The 25,280-nt window shown below is 42.6% G+C and carries 18 protein-coding genes and 1 riboswitch; of the genes, 5 read left to right on the top strand and 13 right to left on the bottom strand.

Going from position 1 to position 25,280, the window contains the following annotated elements; all coding sequences use genetic code 11:
- The first annotated feature begins 19 nt into the window (after window positions 1-19).
- Genes J4N22_RS03155 through J4N22_RS03140 form a run of 4 tightly spaced genes read left to right on the top strand, consistent with a single transcriptional unit; the run spans window position 20 to window position 4,060 of the window.
- Window positions 20-1,723, top strand: a complete 1,704-nt coding sequence (locus J4N22_RS03155; RefSeq protein ID WP_207492259.1) for an LIC_10190 family membrane protein — start codon at window positions 20-22, stop codon at window positions 1,721-1,723.
- Window positions 1,720-2,391: a deoxyribose-phosphate aldolase gene (gene deoC / locus J4N22_RS03150; RefSeq protein WP_207492258.1), complete on the top strand. Its 672-nt coding sequence runs from the start codon at window positions 1,720-1,722 to the stop codon at window positions 2,389-2,391. The genes J4N22_RS03155 and deoC overlap by 4 nt, the downstream gene beginning before the upstream one ends.
- 1 nt (window position 2,392) lies before the next feature.
- Window positions 2,393-2,842, top strand: coding sequence for an SPOR domain-containing protein (locus tag J4N22_RS03145; RefSeq protein ID WP_207492257.1), 450 nt, complete (start codon window positions 2,393-2,395; stop codon window positions 2,840-2,842).
- A 36-nt stretch (window positions 2,843-2,878) separates the two neighbouring features.
- Window positions 2,879-4,060, top strand: coding sequence for a M20 metallopeptidase family protein (locus tag J4N22_RS03140; protein WP_207492256.1), 1,182 nt, complete (start codon window positions 2,879-2,881; stop codon window positions 4,058-4,060).
- Window positions 4,061-4,137: 77 nt separating this feature from the next.
- Here J4N22_RS03140 and J4N22_RS03135 read toward each other — a convergent pair whose 3' ends face one another.
- The 5 genes from J4N22_RS03135 to J4N22_RS03115 all read right to left on the bottom strand — a co-directional run bounded on the left by J4N22_RS03135 (window position 4,138) and on the right by J4N22_RS03115 (window position 9,912).
- Window positions 4,138-5,391 carry a homoserine dehydrogenase gene (locus J4N22_RS03135; protein WP_207492255.1) on the bottom strand — a complete coding sequence of 418 codons (1,254 nt, stop codon included), beginning with the start codon at window positions 5,389-5,391 and terminating at the stop codon, window positions 4,138-4,140.
- Entirely contained in the window at window positions 5,384-6,466 is a 1,083-nt protein-coding gene (locus J4N22_RS03130) for a homoserine O-acetyltransferase family protein (protein ID WP_242692034.1), read from the bottom strand. The genes J4N22_RS03135 and J4N22_RS03130 overlap by 8 nt, the downstream gene beginning before the upstream one ends.
- 5 nt (window positions 6,467-6,471) lie before the next feature.
- The gene (locus J4N22_RS03125; protein WP_207492253.1) at window positions 6,472-6,924 is read right to left on the bottom strand and encodes an OsmC family protein; all 453 of its coding nucleotides are present in this window, start codon (window positions 6,922-6,924) and stop codon (window positions 6,472-6,474) included.
- 255 nt (window positions 6,925-7,179) lie between these two features.
- On the bottom strand, window positions 7,180-8,499 hold the full coding sequence (locus J4N22_RS03120) for an O-acetylhomoserine aminocarboxypropyltransferase/cysteine synthase family protein (RefSeq protein ID WP_207492252.1): 1,320 nt from the start codon (window positions 8,497-8,499) through the stop codon (window positions 7,180-7,182).
- A gap of 225 nt (window positions 8,500-8,724) precedes the next feature.
- Window positions 8,725-9,912, bottom strand: coding sequence for a trans-sulfuration enzyme family protein (locus J4N22_RS03115; RefSeq protein WP_207492251.1), 1,188 nt, complete (start codon window positions 9,910-9,912; stop codon window positions 8,725-8,727).
- 216 nt (window positions 9,913-10,128) lie between these two features.
- Window positions 10,129-10,241, bottom strand: a riboswitch (SAM riboswitch).
- Between the two features lie 281 nt (window positions 10,242-10,522).
- Here J4N22_RS03115 and uvrA point away from each other — a divergent pair.
- A complete protein-coding gene (gene uvrA / locus J4N22_RS03110) occupies window positions 10,523-13,435 on the top strand; it encodes an excinuclease ABC subunit UvrA (protein WP_207492250.1) in 2,913 nt (970 codons plus the stop codon).
- Window positions 13,436-13,500: 65 nt separating this feature from the next.
- Here the strand turns inward: uvrA and J4N22_RS03105 are convergent, their stop codons facing one another.
- From J4N22_RS03105 to J4N22_RS03070, 8 genes are all read right to left on the bottom strand, one after another.
- Window positions 13,501-13,950 (bottom strand): GNAT family N-acetyltransferase, encoded by a 450-nt coding sequence (locus J4N22_RS03105; RefSeq protein WP_207492249.1) that lies wholly within the window; start codon window positions 13,948-13,950, stop codon window positions 13,501-13,503.
- Window positions 13,950-14,807, bottom strand: a complete 858-nt coding sequence (locus J4N22_RS03100; RefSeq protein ID WP_207492248.1) for an alpha/beta hydrolase — start codon at window positions 14,805-14,807, stop codon at window positions 13,950-13,952. The genes J4N22_RS03105 and J4N22_RS03100 overlap by 1 nt, the downstream gene beginning before the upstream one ends.
- A gap of 284 nt (window positions 14,808-15,091) precedes the next feature.
- Window positions 15,092-16,444, bottom strand: coding sequence for a M28 family metallopeptidase (locus J4N22_RS03095; protein WP_207492247.1), 1,353 nt, complete (start codon window positions 16,442-16,444; stop codon window positions 15,092-15,094).
- 79 nt (window positions 16,445-16,523) lie between these two features.
- Window positions 16,524-16,907 carry a DUF2784 family protein gene (locus J4N22_RS03090; protein ID WP_207492246.1) on the bottom strand — a complete coding sequence of 128 codons (384 nt, stop codon included), beginning with the start codon at window positions 16,905-16,907 and terminating at the stop codon, window positions 16,524-16,526.
- A 186-nt stretch (window positions 16,908-17,093) separates the two neighbouring features.
- Entirely contained in the window at window positions 17,094-18,374 is a 1,281-nt protein-coding gene (locus J4N22_RS03085) for a replication-associated recombination protein A (protein WP_242692033.1), read from the bottom strand.
- Window positions 18,375-18,420: 46 nt separating this feature from the next.
- Window positions 18,421-19,701, bottom strand: coding sequence for a hypothetical protein (locus tag J4N22_RS03080; RefSeq protein WP_207492244.1), 1,281 nt, complete (start codon window positions 19,699-19,701; stop codon window positions 18,421-18,423).
- A 133-nt stretch (window positions 19,702-19,834) separates the two neighbouring features.
- Window positions 19,835-20,269 (bottom strand): hypothetical protein, encoded by a 435-nt coding sequence (locus J4N22_RS03075; RefSeq protein WP_207492243.1) that lies wholly within the window; start codon window positions 20,267-20,269, stop codon window positions 19,835-19,837.
- Between the two features lie 189 nt (window positions 20,270-20,458).
- Window positions 20,459-25,204 carry a T9SS type A sorting domain-containing protein gene (locus J4N22_RS03070; protein ID WP_207492242.1) on the bottom strand — a complete coding sequence of 1,582 codons (4,746 nt, stop codon included), beginning with the start codon at window positions 25,202-25,204 and terminating at the stop codon, window positions 20,459-20,461.
- Window positions 25,205-25,280 lie beyond the last annotated feature (76 nt).

Genomic DNA, 25,280 nt, shown 5'->3' with positions numbered 1-25,280 from the left:
TTTGCTCCAAATACAATCTATGCTGCTACTGCTCATTGCCGGTTCAATATTCTTTTTTCTTGCAATGAGTATTGGCTATGTAGTAAACAATGCACTACGTCAACTGCAGCCATATTCAACGCCGCTGTTCGAGATATTGCTAACAGGAACTGCAACCATAACAATATACCTCAACTTTCTCTCCTTCTTCTTTCCTTCTGGTTACCTGCTTTTGGTGCCATTGGCTATTGCCGCCTTAATCATTGTTTTTACAACACCATTTTTAGTGGATTTAAAAACAAAAGCCAATAAAATTGCTGGAGTACTTTTTCATAAAGAACGAATGGCTGTTACCATAGCTGTGGCTTTGGTGATACTCATTTTTGCTATTGTTCCGCCTTACAATACTGATAGTTCCGGCTATCACATCCTGTCAATCTTATGGAATGAAAAATTTAAAGTAGTGCCGGGGCTGGCTAACCTGTTCCCACAGTTTGGCTTCAATTCGGCTTTCATGGTATTGAGTGCACCTTTCTCTTTCACTGCTATCACAGGTCAATCTATTTACCCTATAAACCCCGTGCTGGTGCTTGCTTTCTTTGGCTGGATGCTCCATAAAAGCTACCAGTATCGGGGAATGAGCAGGCTGCTGTTTATACCGCTTTTGTTTATACTGTTCAGGCAATTCCCTATCAATATAGCCTCGCCATCTGCTGATGCTTTGGCTAGTATGTTAGTACTCTATTGCTTCTTTACATTATTAGAAACAAAAGAAAACTGGCAAGGCGGCGAGTGGAAAGTGTTGTTGCTGTTAGCCTTCTTTTCAGTCATCATCAAGATCAGCACCATCCCGCTGATGCTATTCGTGTTCCTGCCATTCATCTTCTATCGAAAGGCACATAAAGAGATCATCAAAAATTACATACCCGTTGCAGCCATTGGCCTTTGCATTTTTCTTCCATGGATAGCGCGAAACATCATTTTATCTGGCTACATCTTGTTTCCTTTTCCCTCTATTGATCTTGTAAACGTAGATTGGAAAGTGCCGCTGCAGGTAGCAGAAGCTGAACGTTTGCATGTATCGCATGCACCACGTATGGTAAGCGAAGATTGGGTTTATGTGAACAGGCTGTCTTTTATGCAGTGGTTCCCAACATGGCTGGGCAAGTTGTGGCACAGCAATAAAATTAATGCGCTGCTTACATATGCAACATTTGCAACACCCGTTGTTGCTGTTGTCGTATTTAAGCGGTACCCTTACAAAAAATGGATAGCTTCTTTTGCTGTGGCATATTTAGGTATCCTGTTTTGGCTCATCGGTTCACCTGATGTAAGATTTGGCTACCACTTTATGATACCTGTGATATTCTTCCCGCTATTGCTTCTTTTGAATAATACACATAAAACAGGAGGAAAAATTTCTGAAAGCATATATACGCTGGCAGCACTGGGTATGTGTGTTTATTTTAGCTATGTAGCTGCGCGTATGCTGGCTCCTTATACCATTTCACAATATGCTGTGAAACCCTTAAAGAGCGAGGAATATCATAAAAATAATGACCTCGGTTCATTTACTTTTGTACCCTTGAGTGACTCTATAAAGCTGTACATTCATGATCGTCACCATCATAGCCTGAATGCACCTTTACCGAGTACAGATGTATTCAGGCCGGGAGTGAGATTACGAGGTACTACTTTACAAGACGGATTTAGAAACATACAAGACACAACTATTGCCAAATGAAGATCAATCACCTGATAGACCATACCGTACTTAAACCAACCACCACAATTGCTGAAGTAGAAAAATTGTGTGGTGAAGCAAAGCAATATGGTTTTGCCGCAGTTTGTATACCGCCACCATTTGTAAAAAAAGCTAAAGAAACATTAGTAGGCACTTCTGTTAAAGTAGCTACAGTTATTGGTTTTCCTTTTGGGTATTCAGCTGTAGAAGCTAAATTGGCTGAAACTTTGTTAGCCATAGTGGACGGTGCCGACGAACTGGATGTAGTGATCAACTTCATGGCTATAAAGAATAACGACTGGAAATATGTAGCCAACGAGATCAATCACCTGATGCCGGTGATTAAAGATAGAGGCAAAGTAGTGAAGGTGATTGTAGAAAGTGGCGTACTAACAGAAGATGAATTATTGAAATGCTGCGAACTGTATGGTGCTGCAGGAATAGATTACCTGAAAACATCTACCGGTTATGCAGAAAAAGGAGCCACTGTAGAAGCTGTGAAACTGATGCGTCTTAACCTGCCGGAACATGTTCAGATAAAAGCATCAGGCGGCATCCGTGATTATGATTTTGCCAAAGTACTGGTAGCTGCAGGCGCTACCCGTTTAGGATGCAGTGCAAGTGTATCTATAGTAACCAATCAAACCTCTGACGAAGTAAATTATTAATATGCGCGTATTGTTTTTTTTACTGCTGGTAATTACCACCTCCAGCTATGCACAAACAGAATTTAGTGTCACCGATACTATGGGTTCTATAATGATTAATAGAGACTCCAGGATAGAAATGCTGGCACTTAAGCAGGCTGAGATCAATAAACGTGCATCTAAATTATCCAGCTCAGGCCAGTATCGCGGGTATCGTGTGCAGGTTTATAATTCCAATAACAGGGACGAAGCCAACAGTGTGAAATCTGACCTGCTACGTCGTTTTCCTGACCAGAAGTCGTACCTGCTTTACCAGTCGCCAAACTTCAGGGTGCGTATTGGAAATTTCCTAACGCAAAAAGAAGCGATGGACCTGCGTAAAATACTTGCTGCACTGTATCCTAATCGTGGAATTTATATTGTTCAGGACCTTATAGAATATACGCCAGTAGAGGACGAAGACCTGCTATAACATTCGTGCTTTTTCTTTTCCTCTTATCTTCACTTCATGTTATCCAGTACTATAAAAGCACTTGCGAAGCAGTACCATGCAGAGTTTGTAGAAGTGCGCAATCACTTACATGCACACCCGGAGCTGAGCTATGTAGAGTTTGAGACAAGTAAATTCATCCAGCAAAAGCTAAGCGAGTGGAATATACCTTTTGAAATAAAAGCCACAACCGGTGTAGTAGGAATTATAGAAGGTAAGAATCCATCAAGCAGGATAATAGCTTTACGCGCCGATATGGATGCGCTGCCTATAAATGAAGAGAGCGAGGCATTGTATAAATCCAAACATGCAGGAGTGATGCATGCATGTGGACATGACGTACATACCACCTGCTTGTTAGGCGCAGCAAAGATTTTAAAGGAAACAAAGGATGATTGGGAAGGAACAGTTAAACTGATCTTTCAACCGGGTGAAGAAAAGAACCCTGGAGGAGCAAGCTATATGATAAAAGAAGGTGCACTTGAAGATCCAAAACCGCATGGCATTTTTGGATTGCATGTTCACCCGGGTTTGCCTTTAGGTAAATTAAGTTTTAGGAAAGGCAGAGTGATGGCCAGTGCAGATGAGATCTACATCACCATCAAAAGTAAGGGCGGCCATGCAGCAGCGCCACATCTCACATCCGATACCATTCTTATTGCATCGCACCTTATTGTAAGCCTGCAGCAGATCATCAGCCGCAACAACAATCCTACTTCACCTTCTGTACTTTCTATCTGCAGTATCCAGGGCGGCCACACTACTAATGTTATTCCAAGCGAAGTAAAACTTATGGGCACCTTCAGAGCCATGGATGAAGAATGGCGTTATCATGCACATGAACTGATAAAGAAGCAAACGGTAGAACTGGTGCATGCTATGGGTGCTGAAGCAGACATCCATATTGATGTAGGTTATCCCTTTGTAGACAATGACCCTGCATTAACTGAAGCGGGCTGGCAATTAGCCAACGACTATTTAGGTAAAGAAAATGTAGAAGAAACAGAGCTTCGCATGGGCGCCGAAGACTTTGGATATTACACGCATGTAGTACCGGGTTGTTTCTTTAGGCTTGGCGTGCGCAATGAAGAAAAGGGAATAGTACATAATGTGCACACACCAAAGTTTGATATAGATGAAGGATGTATAGAAACGGGTATGGGCATGATGGCCTACCTGGGCGCATGTGCTAAAGTGTAAACAATTGGATTATCATCAATAGAAAAAGACCCTGCAGAAGCAAGGTCTTTTTTATTAAACCACAATATAAAAGAGCATTATACTGCTGTTAGTATAGCTGCACTATTTTCTTTATTGATACTGGCTGCATGCTCTATCACTCCATCTGCTGTAAGTATAAGTGATGTTGCATTTTCCTTCCACCATGTTGACTGCTGCAGTTTGGACACTTCTATCACACCAACTAAATATATCCTATCTCCCTGCTTGTGCCATTCTTCTATCGTTTCAAATGCATCGCGAGGAACATGTTTCCAATCTTCAAAACTTACGTACACGCGCAGGTAATAACCAGTGGCCAATTCATTCCTGGTAGGATGGTTCAGTTTCTTATACTCGTAGGTATAGTCATAGCGCAAGGCGCTTATATCGCTTAATACTGCGGAAGCTGTAGGGAAACTGCCTGCACCCTTGCCATAGAAGAATTGCTTATCAGCAAAACCACTTTCTATCACTACGCCATTATATTCATTTTTTACAAAAGCTAAATGATCGCCTGGCTGTACAAATTGTGGCAACACAAAAGCAGCAACCTGTCCACTCTGTAACTTCTTAGCCTGCGCTACAAGTTTTATATCTAAATGATTTTTTCTTGCATACTGCGCATCGTTCAGCTTTATGTTTTGTATGCCTGAGAATAACAGGTTAGCCGGTTGCTCTACAATGCCATAAGCATGATTGAGCAACAGCGTCCATTTGTTTACAGCATCATGTCCATTCACATCGAGTGCGGGATTACTTTCTGCAAAACCTAACTGTTGTGCAAGTGTAAGCGCTTCAAAAAAATCAAGCTGCTCTTTAAACATCTTTGTCAGGATGAAATTGGTAGAGCCATTTACAATAGCACGAATAGAATGCAACAGGTCGTTGTCGTAATACTCTTCCAGGTTGCGAATTACTGGTATACTGGCGCAAGCAGCAGCTTCATATAAAAATGGAACCTTGTAATCTTTCTGCAATTGAAGTATAGCAGGAAGATTATCTGCAAGCATTTTCTTACTGGCACTCACTACAGCCTTACCGTTTTTTGCAGCAGTGGTTACAATTTCGTAAGCAGCCACAGAGTCATCTATTACTTCTACTATAACATTGATGGCTTCATCATTCAGCAATTCATCTTTATTGGTAGTAAATAGTTCTGCTGGTGCATTGCGTTTTTTTGTGGCATCGCGTATGCAAACCTTCTTGATGGTAGCCTGTAGCGATGGTGTCTGGTGAAGTACTTTATATAATCCTTCTCCTACTACACCAAAGCCAAATAATCCTATTGTTAATGCTTTTTGATTAGCCATGTTGTACAAGTTTGTTGGTATTGATAATCGTTGTTGCGGCGCTATGGCTTAAGAATACTCTTATATGATTGGCGATCTTCTCAAACTCCAGCAGGAAGCCATCATGTCCATAATCAGAATCTATAACAGCCAACTGGCCGTTGCGTATGTGTTTGGCTATATATTCCTGCTCCAATACAGGAAACAAGATATCGGACGAAATGCCGATCACCAATGCTTTAGCAGTAATAGACGTCAATGCTTCTTCTACTGATCGGCGGTCGCGGCCAATATCATGCGCATCCATTGTTTTACTCAAAAAGTAATAGCTAAAGGCATTGAAGCGAGCAGCCAGTTTCTCGCCCTGGTACCGTTGGTATGTTTCAGGTTTGTACACCTGCTCATCTACAGGCAGCGAAGCCGTATCGGATGTAGCACCTTGTTGTGCTAAAGCATACGTACTGTAATTGCGATAAGATATCAGTGCAACAGACCGGGCTACTTTCATTCCTTCCAATCCTGCGGCTTCATGCTTTTCTTGCCATGAAGGATCGCTCTCTATGCACCACCTCTGCGATGCATTAAAAGCTCTTCCCCATGCTGAATGTTGTGCATTGGTAGCAATAGGAACAATATGATCAAACAGTTGCGGATCCTCTACTGCCCACTCCAGCAGTTGCTGTCCACCCATAGATCCACCAAGCCCAACCAATATCTTTTCAATTCCAAGATGCTCTTTCAGCAATGCATAAGCTCGCACCATATCGCGTGTAGTAAACAGCGGGAACGAGTGGTAGAACGGCGCGCCATCTTCTGCGTTATCTAAAGGAGAGATGCTGCCATAACAACTGCCGGGCATATTGACACATACAATGAAGTACTGCGCAGGATCAAACAATTTACCCTCTCCTACCAAACCATACCACCACTCTACCGGATCACTATTAGCAGTAAGAGCATGAAACACCCACACCACGTTATCCTTTGCAGCATTGAGTTGGCCATGGCATGTATAGGCAAGATGAAAGCCGGGAAGTTGTCTTCCCGACTCCAATTGGAAAGGCTTCGTGTATTTGAAAATTTGTGTTGACGACATAGGCATTATGCAGGCACTGCGCTGCTTACAACTGAATAATTCAGCTGCGTTACATTACTCAGGTTATCATTGATCGGGCACCTGCTTTTAACTTTACTGATCAGCTGGTTGATGGTAGCTTCATCTGCATCGCTGTCGATGTCAAACTCCACGTTGATGCTTTGAAAGCCGGCACGATTGAACGTGGATGAGCCAAATAAACGAGCAGGATCTATATCACCATTCACTTTTATGCCAAGCGAGTTAATGGTTATGCCTTCCTCCTTTGCAACCAGGTGAAACACCACATTCAAGCAACCTGCATAACTGCCCAATAAATACTCCACAGGATTAGCTCCTTCGTCTTTGCCACCCAATGCTGGTGGTTCATCTACAATGAATTTGAATTGTCGTGCTTTCGCTTCAAGCTTAGTGGCGTTTATGCTTTCGCCTTCTACTGAAAAATTGATTGTTGGCATTGATTAAATTTTTAGTTGATGATGATAGATAATTGGGCAAGCATTGTCATTCAATTAAGCATCGTTGTGCCTGCCTGACGGTAGGCAGGTCACTCACTTGTCCGGTTGTACATGTAGCATCAGTAGCTTCAGGTGTCAAAGCTTGCACAGTATTTCTCTGCTGCACTAAGGCTACAGCTTATGAGCGAACTATAGTACAAGTGTGCGACGCAACGGAAGCACCATAGCAGTACTTCCGCTGGCTACACAATAAATCTATACTGCTTCTTTAGCAAACACTTTTTCAAAGGCTTGCTCAAGGTCAGCTTTGATGTCTTCAATATGCTCAAGACCTACGCTGATACGCACCTGGTTTGGCGCAACACCGGCAGCCAGTTGCTCTTCGGCACTTAGTTGTTCGTGCGTGGTAGAAGCAGGATGAATAGCAAGAGTTTTTGCATCACCAACATTGGCAAGATGGCTGACCAACTTCAGGCTGTCGATGAACTTGCTTGCATTTACTTTATCACCTTTCACACCAAAATTCAGCACGCCGCCAAAGCCATTCACAAGGTATTTTTGAGCAAGTTCATGGTATGGGCTGCTCTTCAAACCTGGATACTGAACAAACTCTACCAGCGGGTGCTGCTCTAACCAATTAGCCAGTGCGAGTGCATTATCTACATGCCGCTGCACACGAAGCGACAATGTCTCAATACCCTGCAACAACAGGAATGAATTGAACGGGCTCTGGCTCGTACCAAAGTCTCTCAGACCTTCTACACGTGCACGAATAGCAAACGCAATATTTGGAAGACCAAGCGGGTTGCCTTCGCCAAAGATGTCCCAGAACTTCAGGCCATGATAACCTTCAGAAGGCTCAGTAAATTGCGGGAACTTACCATTGCCCCAGTTGTAGTTGCCACCGTCTACTATCACACCACCAATGGTTGTACCATGTCCACCAATCCATTTGGTAGCACTTTCCACCACTATGTTTGCACCCCACTCTATCGGGCGAAACAGGTAACCACCTGCACCAAAAGTATTGTCAACAACCAATGGCAGATCGTACTCTTTTGCCAGCTCAACGAACTTCTGGAAGTCAGGAATATTGAGGCGGGGATTACCAATTGTTTCCAGGTAGATGGCCTTGGTATTTTTATCAATAAGCGGAACGAAAGACTCTACATCATCGCCATTTGCAAAACGTGCTTCTATGCCAAGGCGCTTGAAGGCAACCTTGAACTGGTTGTATGTACCGCCATACAAGTACGATGTGCTGATGAAGTTGTCGCCTGCTTGCAAGATGTTGTTGAGCGCTAAAAACTGTGCTGCCTGTCCAGAACCTGTGGCCACTGCAGCTACACCACCTTCTAATGCTGCTATGCGTTTTTCAAATACATCGGTGGTGGGATTCATGATGCGTGTGTAGATATTACCAAACTCTTTTAGACCAAAAAGATTGGCGGCATGTTCGGCATTTTTAAAACCATATGAAGTGGTTTGATAAACTGGAACTGCTCTTGAGTTGGTTGTAGGATCTATTTCTTGTCCTGCATGTAATTGCAATGTTTCAAAACGTGGATTGCTCATGATTAATGAGAATTAAAGAATAAGAAAATGTGGTTTATAAAATTTGTAAAGGCACCTAAGGGTTGAAAAGACTCAACGGGCAAGCGAGGATGTTAGAGACAACAACAGCAACAACAACAGCAAACAAAAGAAACTGTTTTGCTGAATGAAGAGATATGACTTGTTGTGCTGATCATTGAAATCTAAGTTAGAACCTAAGTGTTGAGAATTTCAAAAATATTTTTGCTAGGTAGTTGCAGAAACTGCTGAAACGCTTGCTGCTGGCTGCTTTTGCAGCACTTCAAATGCTTGTGAAAGATCATTTACAAGGTCTGCAGATTCTTCCAACCCAACGGAAAGCCTTATCAAACTATCAGCAACACCGGCAGCTCTTCTTTTATCTGCAGGAATAGATTTGTGAGTCATTGTAGCCGGGTGGCACAACAAGCTTTTTACGCCACCAAGGCTTTCTGCCAACTTGAAGTAATGCGTAGATGTGATGAACCTGGTAGCCGCTTCTTCTGTATCAATCTTCAGAGAGAAAGAAACAATACCACCATAGCCTGTTGATTGCTTCTTTGCTACCTCGTGATTTGGATGCGATGGAAGACCAGGATAAAACACTTTATCAACCAACGGATGATCTTGTAAAAATTCAGCGACAACCTGTGCGTTAGCACAATGTTGCTTTACACGCAGGTGCAATGTTTCTATACCCCGTATTACCAGCCAGCTGTCGAATGGAGCAAGAATGGCACCACTTGCATTTTGAATGAACTTGACCTTGTCGCCTAGCTCCTGTTCTTTGGTTACTACTAAGCCAGCAATGAGATCGCTGTGGCCACCAAGATATTTTGTAGCACTGTGCACTACAATATCAGCTCCCAGCGCAAGAGGCTTTTGTAAGGCGGGTGAAGCAAAAGTATTATCCACGCAAAGTAAACACCGATTGGCTTTAGCCACTTTTGCAATAGCTGCAATGTCAGATACTTTTAGCGTAGGATTTGTTGGTGTTTCTATCCATATCAACTTTGTCTTTTCAGAAACAGCGTTGAATACATTTTCTACATCCGTTGTATCAACATATTTCACTGTTATTCCAAACTTCTCGTAGATGTGCGTGAAGAGGCGAAACGCACCGCCGTAAATATCATCCACCGCTACTATTTCGTCGCCAGCTTTTAGCAACTTGAGAACTGAGTCTATGGCAGCCAAACCACTTCCAAATGCAATACCTGTAGTACCACCTTCAAGCTGCGCAATGATGGTTTCGAGCGTGGCTCTTGTCGGGTTGTTGGTACGTGCATAATCAAAGCCTTTATTAACGCCCGGTGCTTCTTGTACAAACGTAGATGTCTGGTAGATAGGAACTGAAATGGAACCTGTAAGTGGATCTACCGGGATGCTGTGGATGAGTTGTGTTGCGTTGCTCATGGTTGTTAAGTGTTGTGTTGCTGGCCGGGTGAGGACAGAAACGATTCAAAATTTTTGATTAGACAATGTTTTCTCGCAGCACTTAACAAGAGATGAAGAGGTCTTACCTGGGGAGCTTTATGCTTGATCAGGGCATAAAAAAAGCTCACCCGGTAAGTCAGGTGAGCTTGATATGTTTTTGAACCTATTGGTTCAGTATGTTTCAAACTTTACGCTGACTTATCTGTCCCGCTTTGCGGGATGGAGTTGGCACCTTCTTACAACTGCGTGAGATGTAAGGGTTGCCAAGGCTTCACAGGGCCATAACCCTCTGCCTTTCTTGATAAGTGATGTGAAAAGAACTGCAGCAAATGTAGTGGTGAAAGTTTTAAACGAACAAAATTTTTTTTGAAAAATTTTTACCAAACCAACCAAACCCTTTGCGAATGAAGGGTTTAGTGGATGTAAATAAGGATTTCATCTAATCAGGCAAAACGAATCATAGCGAAGAAATAATAGGTAATGTTGAAGCAGAAGCAACATCTTTTTTAACAATATAAACTGCTGCAACAGCCAGCTGCCAAACCTTTTGCGCCTTGCTTTTGGCTACTTTTGTACACTTTTAAAATTTATGGCTAAGGCAAAATCGAAAGCTCCGAACGATATAGAAACTACTAATGCAAATGGCGTAGATGAAGCAATAGAAGTGTATGGAGCACGGGTGCACAACCTGAAGAATATTGATATCTCTATCCCAAAAAATAAGCTGGTAGTAATAACAGGTGTTAGTGGCAGTGGTAAATCATCACTTGCTTTTGACACTATTTACAACGAAGGGCAACGACGCTACATGGAAAGTTTTAGCGCTTATGCACGCCAATTTATTGGTGATATGGAGCGCCCCGATGTAGAGAAGATCACCGGCCTTAGTCCTGTAATTTCTATTGAGCAAAAGACCACGAGTAAGAACCCAAGATCTACTGTTGGAACCATTACTGAAGTGTATGATTTTCTTCGTTTGCTGTACGCACGTATTGGCGATGCATACAGCTACAATACAGGCAAGAAGATGGTGAAGTGGAGTGAAGAAGAGATTGTTGAAAATATCTTTACCCGCTACAAAGACAGGAAGATCACTGTACTTGCTCCCCTGATACGAGGACGTAAAGGACACTACCGCGAACTGTTTGAAGACGTAAGAAAGAAAGGCTACCTGAAAGTAAGAGTGGATGGTGAGATAGTGGACCTAAAGGAAAGAATGCAGGTAGACCGTTATAAGATCCACGATATAGAACTGGTGGTTGACAGGCTGCAGGCTTCCGACGATATGAAAGTACGCCTGAGCCAGAGCGTGCAAAAGGCTTTGCAACTTGGGAAAGACCTGATGTTTATCGTAGTGCATGATACAGCTACCGACAAAAAGAAACCGGATGACCAGGTAGTACAATACAGCAAACAACTAATGTGTACGGATACCGGCATCAGTTACGAAGAACCTTCACCCAATGCATTTTCTTTTAACTCTCCATATGGTGCATGTCCTACTTGTAAAGGTTTAGGAAGTGTGTACCAGGTAAACATGGAAGCTGTAATCCCTGATTGGAATAAGAGCATAAAAGAAGGTGCAATTGCACCTCTTGGCGAAGAGCGTGAAGCTTTCATCTACAAACAGATTGTGCAGCTAAGCAAGAAGCATAAGTTCAGCGTCGATAAGCCACTGAAAGATCTTTCGCAAAAAGCGATGAATGTGATCTTGTATGGTAAGGAAGATGTAGAAGAAAGTAGCCTGGATGCAGAAGAAGTATTTGAACCAGTACAAGGAAATATTTATGCTACAGAATACGAAGGAATAGTGAACATGCTGAAGCGATGGTTTGCCACCGGCAGCAGTGAATCACTAAGGGATTGGGTTGAGAAATTCATGTCTTTGAAAGATTGTCCATCCTGTGGTGGAGCGCGGTTGAAGAAAGAAAGTTTATGGTTTAAAGTAGACGAAAAGAACATAGCAGAATTAAGTCAGTTGAACCTGGATAAACTGCACAAATGGTTCTCGGATGTTGAGAAGCGATTGAACAAAAAGCAGAACACGATCGCAAAAGATATTCTGAAAGAAATAAGAGAGCGACTACAGTTTCTTCTGGACGTAGGACTTACATATCTCACGCTTAATCGCTCGTCAAAAACACTCAGTGGTGGCGAGAGCCAGCGTATACGTTTGGCTACGCAAATTGGTTCGCAACTGCAAGGAATAACATACATACTGGATGAGCCAAGTATTGGCCTGCACCAGCGAGATAACCAGCAACTGATAAGTGCACTAAAGAACCTGCGTGATATAGGCAACAGCGTGCTGGTGGTAGAACATGACAAAGACATCATGCTGGCCTCTGATCATCTGATTGATATTGGTCCACGTGCAGGCAGGCATGGAGGCCAGGTGGTAGCACAAGGAGATCCAAAATCAGTATTGGCTTCGGGCTCCGAAACATCGCATTACCTGCAGGGAAAAAAGAAGATAGAAGTACCTGCCACACGCAGGGCTGGCAACGGCAAAAAGCTGGAACTAAAAGGTGTAACAGGTAACAACCTGAAGAATGTGTCTGTCAATTTTCCTTTAGGGAAATTCATCTGTATAACTGGTGTAAGTGGCAGTGGTAAGAGTACGCTGATAAGCGAAACTTTGTACCCTATCCTAAGCAAGCATGCATACGATAGCAAGACGACACCAATGCCTTACAAAAGCATTAAAGGTCTTGAACACATTGATAAGGTGATAGAAATTGATCAAAGCCCTATAGGTCGTACGCCGCGTAGTAATCCTGCTACTTATTGCGGTTTCTTTACCGAAATAAGAACCTTGTTTGCAGCAGTACCTGAAGCTAAAATTCGTGGTTATGCAGCGGGTCGTTTTTCATTCAATGTAAAAGGCGGAAGATGCGATGTGTGTGAAGGCGGCGGTATGCGAGTGATAGAAATGAACTTTTTACCGGATGTATATGTGCCTTGCGAAAAGTGCAATGGGCGCCGTTACAATCGTGAGACATTAGAGATACGCTACAAAGGAAAATCTATCAGTGATGTATTGGATATGACCGTGGATGAAGCTGTTGAATTTTTCCAGAATATCCATTGGTTACACAGAAGGATAAAGGCTTTGCAGGATGTTGGCTTAGGTTACATCACCATTGGTCAATCATCTGTAACGCTTAGTGGTGGCGAGGCACAGCGTGTAAAGCTGGCAACAGAGCTTGGTAAAAAAGATACGGGTAAAACATTTTACATACTCGATGAACCTACAACTGGTTTGCACTTCCAGGATATAAAACACCTGCTGGATGTACTGAATAAACTGGTTGACCGAGGTAATACGGTGCTTGTAATTGAACACAACCTGGATGTAATAAAAGTAGCTGATCACATCATAGATCTTGGGCCAGAAGGCGGTGATGGTGGAGGGCAAATTTTATTTGAAGGAACCCCAGAAGACCTTGTAAAAGTGAAAGAGAGCCATACCGGCAGGTATTTGGTGGAAGAGCTGAAGTAGCATGTTGCATGTACAAAAAAAGCCGGAGTTAGTACTCCGGCTTTTTTATTTCTATACTAGATCAATTACTCTTTCACCATATGGATATGATCTATTCCATCTTCATCATACACCTCCCCTACCTGCACAAAGCCGAAGCTTTCGTAGAATTTCTTTAGGTATAACTGGGCGCCTATCTGGATTGGCTGCTTACCAAACAATCGGTAAGCATGATCAATGGATTGTGTCATTAACGCTTTACCAAAACCCAATGCTCTATGTGCAGGAGAAGTGATAACACGTCCAATAGATATTTCAGGATAGCTGACACCAGCAGGTACAAGACGAGTATATGCCACCAGTTGATTATCATGGTAACCCATCAGGTGAAAGCACCGTTGATCTTTGTCATCAGCATCCTGGAATACACAGTTCTGTTCTACTACGAACACTTCATTTCGTAAGCGAATGATAGCATATAATTCATGCGGGCTAAGCTGATCAAAAGGCTTGCACTTCCAGAAGACATTCTGCATTATTGAACATTAGCTTTTACAAATGAAATAGTACGGCTGTAGGTATCTTGTAAGGTTGTTCCATACCATCCGTGGCCCTCACCATTATAGGTGTGCATTTCTACTTTAGCACCTGCCGATGTAAGTGCAGCGCGTAGCTCTGTAGATTGACTGATAGGCACAATATAATCCATGGTGCCATGCAAAATGAGTGTTGCCGGCGACTGTGCGGTAACATAATTAACGGGGCTTGCATTGGCATATAATGTTGGATTAGCCAAAGGTGTTGTGCCAAGAAAATTCTGCAATACAGGCTGACTTGCTGCAGGCACAGGATGACTAGTATACAACGATGTAAGATTGGTTGGCCCAAACAAATTCACTACTGCTTTTATGTTGCCGTTGCTGTTGTGCTTGTACGCATATAACAACCCAAGATGGGCTCCAGCACTGGCACCCACCAATCCTATTTTTGATGGATTGATTCTGTATTCTGCTGCGTTATTGGCGATGAATTCAAGTGCCATTTGTATATCCTCTATTTGCGCAGGAAAACGATTAGCACCACCAATAGCAAGACGATAGTTTATATTGAAAATCGCGTAATCCTGGAGCTGGCCCCGGATTGCGTTGATATCTCCATCAAAATCTGATTTATCACCACCGCTCCAACTTCCACCATGAATGAAAACAAGAACCTTAGTATTATTTGTTGTTCTTCCTGCAGGTAAATAAATATCCATTGCCTGCGCTGCATTTGCCCCGTACTTTATATTCTTCATATTCGATTCTGCCAGTAATGAATTTTCCTTTTTATCGCATGAGACAATAGAAGTACATACCAACAAAAGGATGCTTAATAAATTCAATATTTTCATAGCCATGCTTTACTTCCAAAAGTAACACCAGGACATTGGATATAGCTGTGCGTTCAGGTTCTTATCTAATGTTTAACGGGCGTTCAATTTCTTTATGATGAAGACTAAGAAGCATTACAAATCTGCTAACATAATTATGCATTTCCAGTCTTCGGTCATGCAATAATCCGCATGATGATCAACAGAAACGAAATAATAACCTGAAGAGAAAATGACTCTATATCAGCATAATTTGACAATGTAAAAAGGGTAAACTAAAGATTGGTTTACCCTTTCTAAAATGCTTATCGACCCACCGCAGGCACCACCGGCAAGCTTTCATTTCCATCTGCATTAACAGCCTGTACAGCAAAGAAATAATTGTCTTTAGATACCGGCAATTGCATCTCTAGTTGATTAGTGAAAATCTTTCGCTGCCACACCGGGCTGGTGGTTTCCCTCACCAAAACATAATAACCTTTTACCTTACCTGCTTTAGGTGCCTGCCACTTTAAGAAGCTGTAGTTAGATAGACGTCTTACTTCTATTTTTACTGAGTCTGGCATTGCAGTCGCTTTTGCAAGATTGGCAAGATTAGCAAGGTTCATTGCCGTGTTTTTGCGCAGGTATTCAAAGTCCATGAACTCAGGCAGGTCGCCATACACAATGCCGTTTTCTGTGCGCACATTCTGGTGCTGGTGAAAATAATTTTCATTCATTTCGGTAAAACGAACGGCGGCATAACCCTTATCTACAAAAGGCGTATGATCGCCGCCACGCAGGAAACGATCGTTCCTGTAGATCATCACCACCTCCAGGTTTTCTACATAGCGCTCTCCTACTTCTTTTACATAACGCGCCAGCTGCCTTGCCTTACCATCATTCTCCAGTCCAAGCTGCCGGATGGTAAGTGCCCTGCGACCGGTGTCTTGCGTTGAGAAAGCTTCGCTAAAAACCCTGATGCGTGTGTTGTCAATAATGTTCGTCTCGCTGCTGTTGTTGCTTCCCATGATGTCGTTGTTCAGCACAGCTTCAATGTTCCAGTTTTGACTGCGTGCCTTATTGGCCATATAGCCCGCGCCTAGCAATCCTTGCTCTTCACCGCTTACTGCTACAAAGAGGATAGTTGCAGGAAACGATCGCTTGCTCATGATGCGTGCACACTCCAATGCAGCTGCTACGCCACTGGCATCATCGTTCGCACCTGGTGCATCCCCTATGCTGTCAGTTGGTGAGCTACGCATGTTGTCGAGGTGGCCGGTAATGATGAATATCCTGTTATCAGCAGGGTCTGTTCCCTTCAGCGTGGCTACCACATTTCCCAGGTTGATGGAGCGATCTACACGGCGTCCATCTGCGTGGTATGTGGTGGTATCTATGATGGCAGACAACCGCCCTTTCGCATCTTTTGAAAAGGAGTTGAATTTATTGAGCACCCATTTTCTTGCGGCACCAATGCCACGCGTAGGATGTGTGGTGGAGCTTAATGTATTGCGTGTTCCAAAACTTACCATCTGGTTAACATAGCTCTTCAGTGAATCAGCTGAAACCTCTTTCACCATTGTCTCAATAGCCGGATCACGGTTGATAATGGTTTGCGATGAAACTGCATTAGCAACTAGTAAAAATGCTATGATTAAAAACTTCCTGTTTATCATCTTTTGATTTTGAATTTAGAACTATAGTAAAAATAAAATTCGAGCCAGAAGCACAAGCTACTGTACATTATTTCACAATTTAATGGACATGGATCTTTCTCTTTGACTTACGGCCAAAGTTGACATATAAAGATGCCATTATAGCCAATGCAAAACTTACTGCTGTAACGGCATCAATCAATGCAGAGGAAATATCAGTACCAGTTATTTTATCCGCATAATACTTCACGAAAGAGTTGGGCAGGTTCGATTCACCCAGTTGCCTTTTTACCTGCCACTGCCAGTCCGTTACCGGGCAATAACCAAGGCCATACCAGATGCCAAGGATCAACCACGAGCCAAGGGTGAGGCCGGCAAACCACAGGTGCGCCTTCTGTGTCTTCTTCCACATCCAGCCAAACAGGTTGAACCCGATAATGACCAGGTGAATGATGGTGAGAAGTATGTCGAGAAAGATGAGCACGTTTAGATGTTTGTGTTGAATGATGAATAAGAAATGTTGAATAAGAAGAAGGTTAGCTTGTGGTTTTTGATAGTTGCGTAAAGTCTTCCATCAATAAAGCAGGACGTTTCATCTTTTGACTTTTGCTTTTTGACTTTTTCCTTTTGACTTCGATTCGTACTTCATACTTCGCACATCCAACTTAGACTAATATCCATACTTCTTCCCCCACTTCTCCTTCAGAAACTTGCGCAATTCATTCTCCCGTGCGTTATTACCCGGGTCATAAAATTTGGCGCCTTTTAATTGATCTGGCAAGTACTCCTGCTCAGCAAAATTGCCTTCAAATGAATGGGAGTATTTATAGTCTTTGCCATAGTTCATGTCCTTCATCAACTTAGTGGGTGCATTACGGATGTGTAATGGAACCGGCAGATCACCTAGTTGTGAAACGGCAGACAATGCTTTACCTATAGCCTCATAAGACGCATTGCTTTTAGCAGAAGAAGCCAGGTAAGTGGCACATTGAGAAAGGATGATGCGGCTTTCGGGATAACCTATTTTAGCTACCGCATCAAAAGTAGCATTGGCCAGTAGCAAGGCATTTGGATTTGCATTGCCTATGTCTTCACTAGCAAAAATGAGCATACGGCGTGCGATGAACTTTACATCTTCACCACCTTCTATCATACGTGCCAGCCAATACACTGCACCATTAGGATCGCTGCCGCGCATACTTTTTATAAAAGCAGAAATGATATCATAATGCTGTTCACCCTGCTTGTCATATAGCGCAATGCGCTTCTGCGCCACATTCATTACAAGGTCGTCAGTTATTTCAATAGCAGGCTTATCTCCTTCACCTGCCCTGAATGCAGTGATGACTAACTCCAGCAGGTTAAGCAGCTTACGTGCATCACCACCAGATATATTAATCAATGCTGCTGTTTCCTTCAAGCTAACGCTGTACTGTTGTAGTACTTCATCACGCTCAATGGCATCGTTCAGCAGTTGTACAAGATCAGCTTCTTCCAAAGCTTTCAATACATATACCTGGCAACGACTAAGCAACGCCGCGTTCACTTCAAAAGATGGATTTTCTGTAGTAGCACCTATCAGTGTTATGGTTCCTTTTTCTACAGCACCTAGCAGTGCATCCTGCTGACCTTTATTGAAACGATGAATTTCATCAATGAAGAGAATGGCTTTTTCCATCTGCTTCGCCTGCTCTATTACCTCGCGTACATCTTTTACGCCGCTACTAATAGCGCTAAGCTGGAAGTAAGGAATACTAAGTGTATTTGCAATGATATTGGCAATGGTGGTTTTACCTACACCCGGAGGCCCCCACAGGATCATAGAAGGCACAATACCATTTTCAATAGATGTTCTAAGTATGCTGCCTTTGCCTGTAAGATGCCGCTGCCCTGCCAGTTCATCAAGAGAAGCCGGGCGCAATCTTTCAGCTAAGGGTACGTTACTGTTCATCATGCGAAGTTAAACGCCGGGCAATTGCAACGCAGATGAGCTGTAGTTAAAAGTTCAAGCCCCAGCTAAGCCCTCTGAAGCCGGGAAACACAGCATTATTGAATATGGAGCCGAATGTGTAGCTAAAACCAACGCCTACAAAATAGTCATAGCCGGACAACAATGCCCTGCGCTGTGTGAGTACGTCAGCGGCTGATGCATCTTCTTTCTTAATGTTGATCTGGTCGCGAATGATGCTATAGCTGCCGCCTGCACCAAAGGTGAAACCTTTGAATATTCGCCAGTTTATACCGCCGCTGAAGCTAAGGTTGTTCTGCTTAAAGTCTGAAAGGTAGTTAGAATAAAAACCTCCTACATTCACTGTTCCCCATGGTTTGGTAAAAGATGCAATTGCCTGCAGCGAATGTTTTACCTGTAGCTCCTTGATCTTATAGTAAATGGTAGTGTCGCCATACATGCTTAGCTCAGGCCCAACCAGGTAACGAACAATGATCCTCTCGCTATTGAACTTGCTATAGGGCGTGATGCTATATTCTACCCGCGGACGAACAGAGGTCCGAAGGTCAAGGTTTTGAAACAAGCTATGCATAGCGTCTCCGCCAATCCCTACACCCCAATGTTCTGAAAGCTTTTTTACATAGATAGCTTCTACACCTATATCACGGAATTGAACTGTTTCTTTTTCAGTAGCCGATACAGCATATACACTCTTGCGGAACTGCATATCAACATTGATGTTAGTACGACTGGCATTGGTTTCTCTTGTACTGCTGATGTAGCTGTTGATGTTCTCATTTTTGAAATTCTGGTTGCCACTAAAGAAGCCTGAAGCACCCACTCTTAGTTGCCAGAAGTTCCATTTATCCTTTTGCTGTTGCTCTGCTGTTTCCATACTGGCTGTGGTGTCTTTCGAAACATAACTTATCTGGAGATCTTCGGCCAATCCACTTTTTGCCACATATGATACCAGGCCAAGCTTCACATACTTTACCAACTGCTTTCGCTTTTCATCATCCGTCATTGTAGGATTGTTGAAATACCTGAGCGTGTCCGACTTTCCACTGAAAGATTTCAAACCAATGAACGCAATGGTATTTTGCTCTCCACCACCGCCACTGAACTCTGTATTCACCAGCACATGCACGTCGGCAAGAAACCTGTCACGTACAAAATCAACCATCTTGATTTCCTGCCGTACATAGTTAAAGTCGCACAGCCATTCCCATTTGCAATCCATAAAAACACCCAGCTTGTTGTTTTTTTGTGCTACAGAAACAATAGGAAAAAGAGTTACTAGTAGTAAAGAGTAGAAGATATTACGGCTCATGGTGTGCAGTGTTTTGGGAGGGAGCCAAATTAATATGATAGTTCCGGTTAAAGCAGAACCATTGGATGAACGGAAGTAATACTTCACCAACGCTCACCAGCAAGCTAAAATCTTCTATAACTAAAGTGAAAAACTACTCTTTGGTCTCTACAAAAAACGATCGGTTCTTTTTAATATAGTTGAAGGTAAGCAGCACATGCACCAGCATGATGATACCATACACGAGCACAAAAATGAAAAGGCGGTTCATGTCTTCCGCTTGCACAGGCATATTGGCCGGCATGTTCTGCATGATCTGGGCAAGCATTCCCGGGTTCATCAGAAGGAAAGAAGAAACAAAAGTTATGATAATGCTATAGATAAGGCACACTATGCCATTTACCCTGATCCAATCGTACATAGAATGCTTGACCGGCTGTTTCAACAGCAGCACTTGCCGGCTGAACTTGTTTGAGAACCAGGTGTACAACAGGATGGAAATGATGATGAAAGCACTTAACAAATTGACTGGTGACGACAACAAAGCTGCCAGGCTCATCAACAAAGAAAATCCCAGCATGATTGCCATGACATTCAGGAAGATTGTAAGAATTCTATACAGGATAAACATATGCGTGACCTGAAGCTGTTGTTGGCTTCATGGCGGCAAATAAACGCTGAAAGCGCAGAACTACAAAAACACGTTTGGCAACAACTGTAAATACAAAGGCCGCTCAATTTTGTTGAGCGGCCTTGCTTGATCAATTACAGGTGAAGATTAGTCCTTCACTATCTTTTGTACGAACTGCTTGTTCTCACCAACAACCTGCAATAGGTAAGTACCTTTTGACAAGCCATTAGGCAATCTTACAGAACGGTTTGCAGAACCACCAGAATGACTGAATATCTCGGTGTAAACACGCTGACCATTCAGGTTTGTCAGTACGATGGTATAGTTACCTGCAGTCATATTATCCAGTGCAAGGTTGAAGCTTTCGCCCTTTACAGGGTTAGGATAAGCTACAATGGCCGCTGCACCTTTACTGATAGAAACTCTAACAACAGATGTAAGCTGGCTGCTTCCATTGTTGTTTACCACACGTACACGGTAGTAGTTATTGCCCTGGAATGGCATTGCATCTAACCAGTTATAGGTAGCGGCGCCTCTTGCTGCAACGGTACCCGCTTTAGTAAAGCTACGACCATCAACAGAACGCTCAACTTCATAATGCTTAACATCAGTTTCAGTAGCGATCTTCCATTCTACCTGTACACCTGCATTATGCTGGAAAGCACGAATATCGGAAAGGGTAACAGGAAGAGTGGTAACAATTTCGTCAGCACCCATATCTGGTGTAGCATCACGATCTTCCATATCAATATCCTTAGTTATACCAGCAATGGTAACACCGGCATTGATTAGAGGAGATGAGGTTTGAAGATGAAGATCAGTTGGCGAAATGAATTGAGGATCTACGGATACTGAAGCAGCATCTTTACCGGTGGCAGTTCTCCACGCAGCAATATCTGCAACAGCTGCGCTTCCTGAGTAACCGATATTGGTACCAGTAGTAAAGTAATCATTGTTGTTTATGTCGTTGAAAACTGTAGTAGCCGCTGCATTATAGATCGCATACCTTGTATTTGCTGTTTGCGTATTAGCAAAGATGTTGTTGCGAATGTTTAGTGAATTGGCTGTGGTGATACCGGATGTGATATTGATAGCAGCAGAGGTACCAGTTGTCTGGTCAGTGTTTAGGTTGATCGAATTGAAGTAGAGATTATATCCACCGCCAGTCACGGCAATGATACCATATCCATTATCATTGAGGCCAACACCTGATGCATAACCAACACCTGCAACATCCCAAATGAAGTTGTTGTAAATGGTTAGATTAGAAGCTGTAGTTGAAGCATTTAGTTGTATACCATTTGCACCCCAACCACCAGATACTGTATTCTTGATATCTGAGATTTTGTTGTTGAATATATTACCGCCCGACATTGTGCCTGCTATACGCAAACCAGAAGCAGCGGGAGTAGTAGCCGCAGATGATACACCTGAAATGTTATTACCTGAAATCTCAACGTTCTGCTGTTGGAAGATCGCAATACCATTTAACTGGATTTTAGAAGCAGCTATTGCTGATCCAATTGTATTTCCCCTGATTACGTTATTAACTTCATTACCAGTTGGACCTACCAGTACAATACCGTACTGTAAAGCTGTTATTGTATTGTTCTCGAAAATATTATTTGAGTTAGCAGCCTCTGCTACTCCACCCAGTGTTGTTGAGCTGCTCGATACAATGGCAGCATAAGTTGTGGTTGGTGTATTACCTGTAAGCGTCACATTGCGGATGATATTATTTGTAGCACCATCTGTTGCGCTTGCCGGAGAAAGGTAGATAAGACTTGAACTTGTACCTGTATTGGTATTAGCTATTGTAAGTGAACTTCCACCAGTATTCACACCATCAAATACAACATAATCTGCACCTAGTAACCTAATGATAGCACCGGCACTTGAACCACTGATGGTAGTAGCCATACCTGCTTCTGGCTTGAAGGTAATTGTCTTAGTTGCTGACGCATCTGGGTTAGACCTGATAACTATTGGGAAGGTCTCTGAAGAATATGCACCATCCATCAAGGTAAATGTAACATTGCCTGTTATACAAGCTGTATGATATGCATTAACAGCATCACCAATAGTGGGATAATTACCTGATGATCCAATTGTGTAATTACCGTTTAAAGTAACTCCAACTGTGTAAGAATTTAAAGTTGCAGGATGTGTAGAAACTGTATTAACATCTGTTGCTACTACACCGGCAGGGTTGGAACTTATATTTGGAGTAGGCGTAACTACATCCTGAGCTATAACATAATACTGAACAATATCGCCTGTTACAAGTCCACCAAAATCTGAAGGTTGGATAGTAAAGTTCCATGTACCGTTTGTTGCACTACCGCCTACTAATGTACCTGGTTGAGAATACCAAGCTCCAGTTGTTCCTTTTCTATAATACACTCTTGGTACCAAAGAACCACTAGTTGGAACACCAGAAGCATCTGTTATGGTAGCAGCAAGCAGCTTATTTCCTGTTTCACAATTAGAAACCAAATTATTGTAGGTGATGACAGGAGCAGTTTCGTCAATTGCAATACCGTTAAATTCATCTGCACCAATATCAGGAGTAGTTGTGTTCCTGGTTTGTCCGTCATAATCTACGGTGATACCTGATATAGGAGTACCGCCACTTTCTGCCCTTGTAGGAACAGTAGGATCAAGATGCAGGTAATTTGCATCTGCTACCATCAAACTGCTAAAAATAGGATTTTCTGTTACTGAATTCTGATCTCTGGGAGCAACTCTTTGCTTATAAGCATCCAGTGTTTGATCAGAGTTGGTTCCATCAAAAAAGATAACATTGGTTGCTGAAGGAGTTCCTGCATAAAACATATTGTTGTTAGAAGCGCTTCCGTAGTTAGTAAGTGATGTACTAGATCTACGGTAAGCAGCTGACACTCCTGTACCTGATGGCGTAGAAAGGTTCACCAGGATATTGTTTACCATGTTCAAAGTAGCAGTAGTAGCTGTGGTAGATGTAGTAGCATACAATGCAGAAGTACCAAAATTGGCACCAGATGAACTGGCGTCTAAACGCACAGTGTTGTAATGAACATTTATGATAGTAGTGGCACTAGTAGAAGCAAGGTTAATACCCCTGATAGCATCTGCTGAACTTGCAGAAGGTGTGTACAAGTTACCAACCAGGTTGTTTTGCACATTTAGTGTTGTTCCTGAGTTCACTGTAATACCTCTTGCTGAACTGGAAGAACCAAATGCAGTAAGCTCACCTATTTTATTTCTGGCTATAAGGATAGTGTTACCAGTACTAGTATTTATCCCGGTAACTGTACCACTACCACCTGTAGAATTAATGTTTAGGTTGTAAATATTATTTTGAGAAATATTTTTAACCGATGAGCTTACTGAATTGGTAATAATTCCACCTAAAACGTGCGATGTAGAAGTACTGGCACCAACAATATTTAAATCATAGATAGTATTACCTGTAAAAGTTTCACCTGTTGGGGAGGTTAAGCTATAAATACCATATAAAGTAGCAGAAGATGTACCTGAAGTATTATTGAAGCCCAGGCCATTGATCATATTACCCGATACAACAGCGATAGAAGTACCTACACTAATACCATAAATAGTACCACTAGCACCCGTTTTCTGAATGTTACTGATGGTGTTATTGTTAATGGTAAGATTAGTAGGACTACCACTGTTTTGGATACCAATCACTGTTCCTGTACCAGACTGGCTAACACCTGAAACAGTATTCCCATTGATGTTAACAGTGGCTGCAGAAACAGTATTAGCTATACCAGTAAAAGTTCCTGTGGTAGCTGCTGACTGTGTAATATTCTGCACTATGTTATTTGAGATGCTGATTGTATTTCCAGCCGCTGTACCACCAGATCCATTTTCAATTGCTACTACGGCTTGTGTAGTACCGGCACCGGAAAGAGAAACTGTGTTATTATTTATAGTACCACTCACACTTGTTGCAGTAGAAGTGAAAATGCCTCTTAGTGTTGCAGGATGATTTACGCCACTGCCATCATTATTATTGATTGTATTAAATGACAGGTTGAAATTTGCCTGGTAGATGGTTCTTATAGCATATGCTACTGCTGTACCACTTGTACCGCCTCCATAATTTCTTATGATGTTTCCTGTTGCTGCTGCGGTTCCACCTACGTCATTGTTTGTGTCGTATAATGAAAAAGGAGATGCTGCTGCAAAACCTCTCAGGTAGATACCTGTATAACAATTCTGGATGGTGTTATTGTAGAACCTGTTGTTCGAATTGGTTCCTGCAGCGCTTGTTACAGTAACAGTAACATTGTTTGTCGCAACAGTGTTAGCGACCCAAATACCTACAGAGCCATCTGTAGACTCAGCGGTTCCAGATGTAACATTATTTCTGTTTAATGTGATTGTACAGTTACGAATGGTAACATACTGGCAACCGTCTGTAGCACTAGCTTTAAGTAAACCAAAGCCATACTCCATCATGGTAGCAGCAGTAGTATTGGCCGAATTTTCTTGTAAATCGATACCGTCAATTGTTACATAGTCTGAACCAGCCAACCTCCATATACCATCTAATGCCGCAGATGTTGTACCTGGTGTAGCAGTACCAGTAGTATAAGCAGTCACTACTGGATTTGCTCCCGAACCGGCAGGATCTCTGCGAAATGTAATTGGATTAGCAGCTGTTCCAGTAGCTGTTAGGGATAAAGTAGCTGTTATGGTTTCAGTATAGCCTGGAGCTATATTGAAGATAACTCCTCCCGGTCCTACACCCTGAACATTGACATCAGCAACAGCTGAAGCAATAGTTGGATAGGATGCCGAGGGAACCATTTGGCTTCCTGATAACTGAGCATAAGTAAAGTTCAGGAAGAGCATGCTTCCCAAGAGCAAGTACAGTTTTCTCATGTGTGAGTTTTTATTGAGGAGCCAATTTAGCTTTAACTAATCAATAACAGTCCACAGCTGCACCTTAAATTTTTTT

Source organism: Aridibaculum aurantiacum, assembly GCF_017355875.1.
GTDB classification, from domain to species: Bacteria; Bacteroidota; Bacteroidia; order Chitinophagales; family Chitinophagaceae; genus Segetibacter; species Segetibacter aurantiacus.
This window is presented reverse-complemented; position numbering and strand designations above follow the sequence as displayed.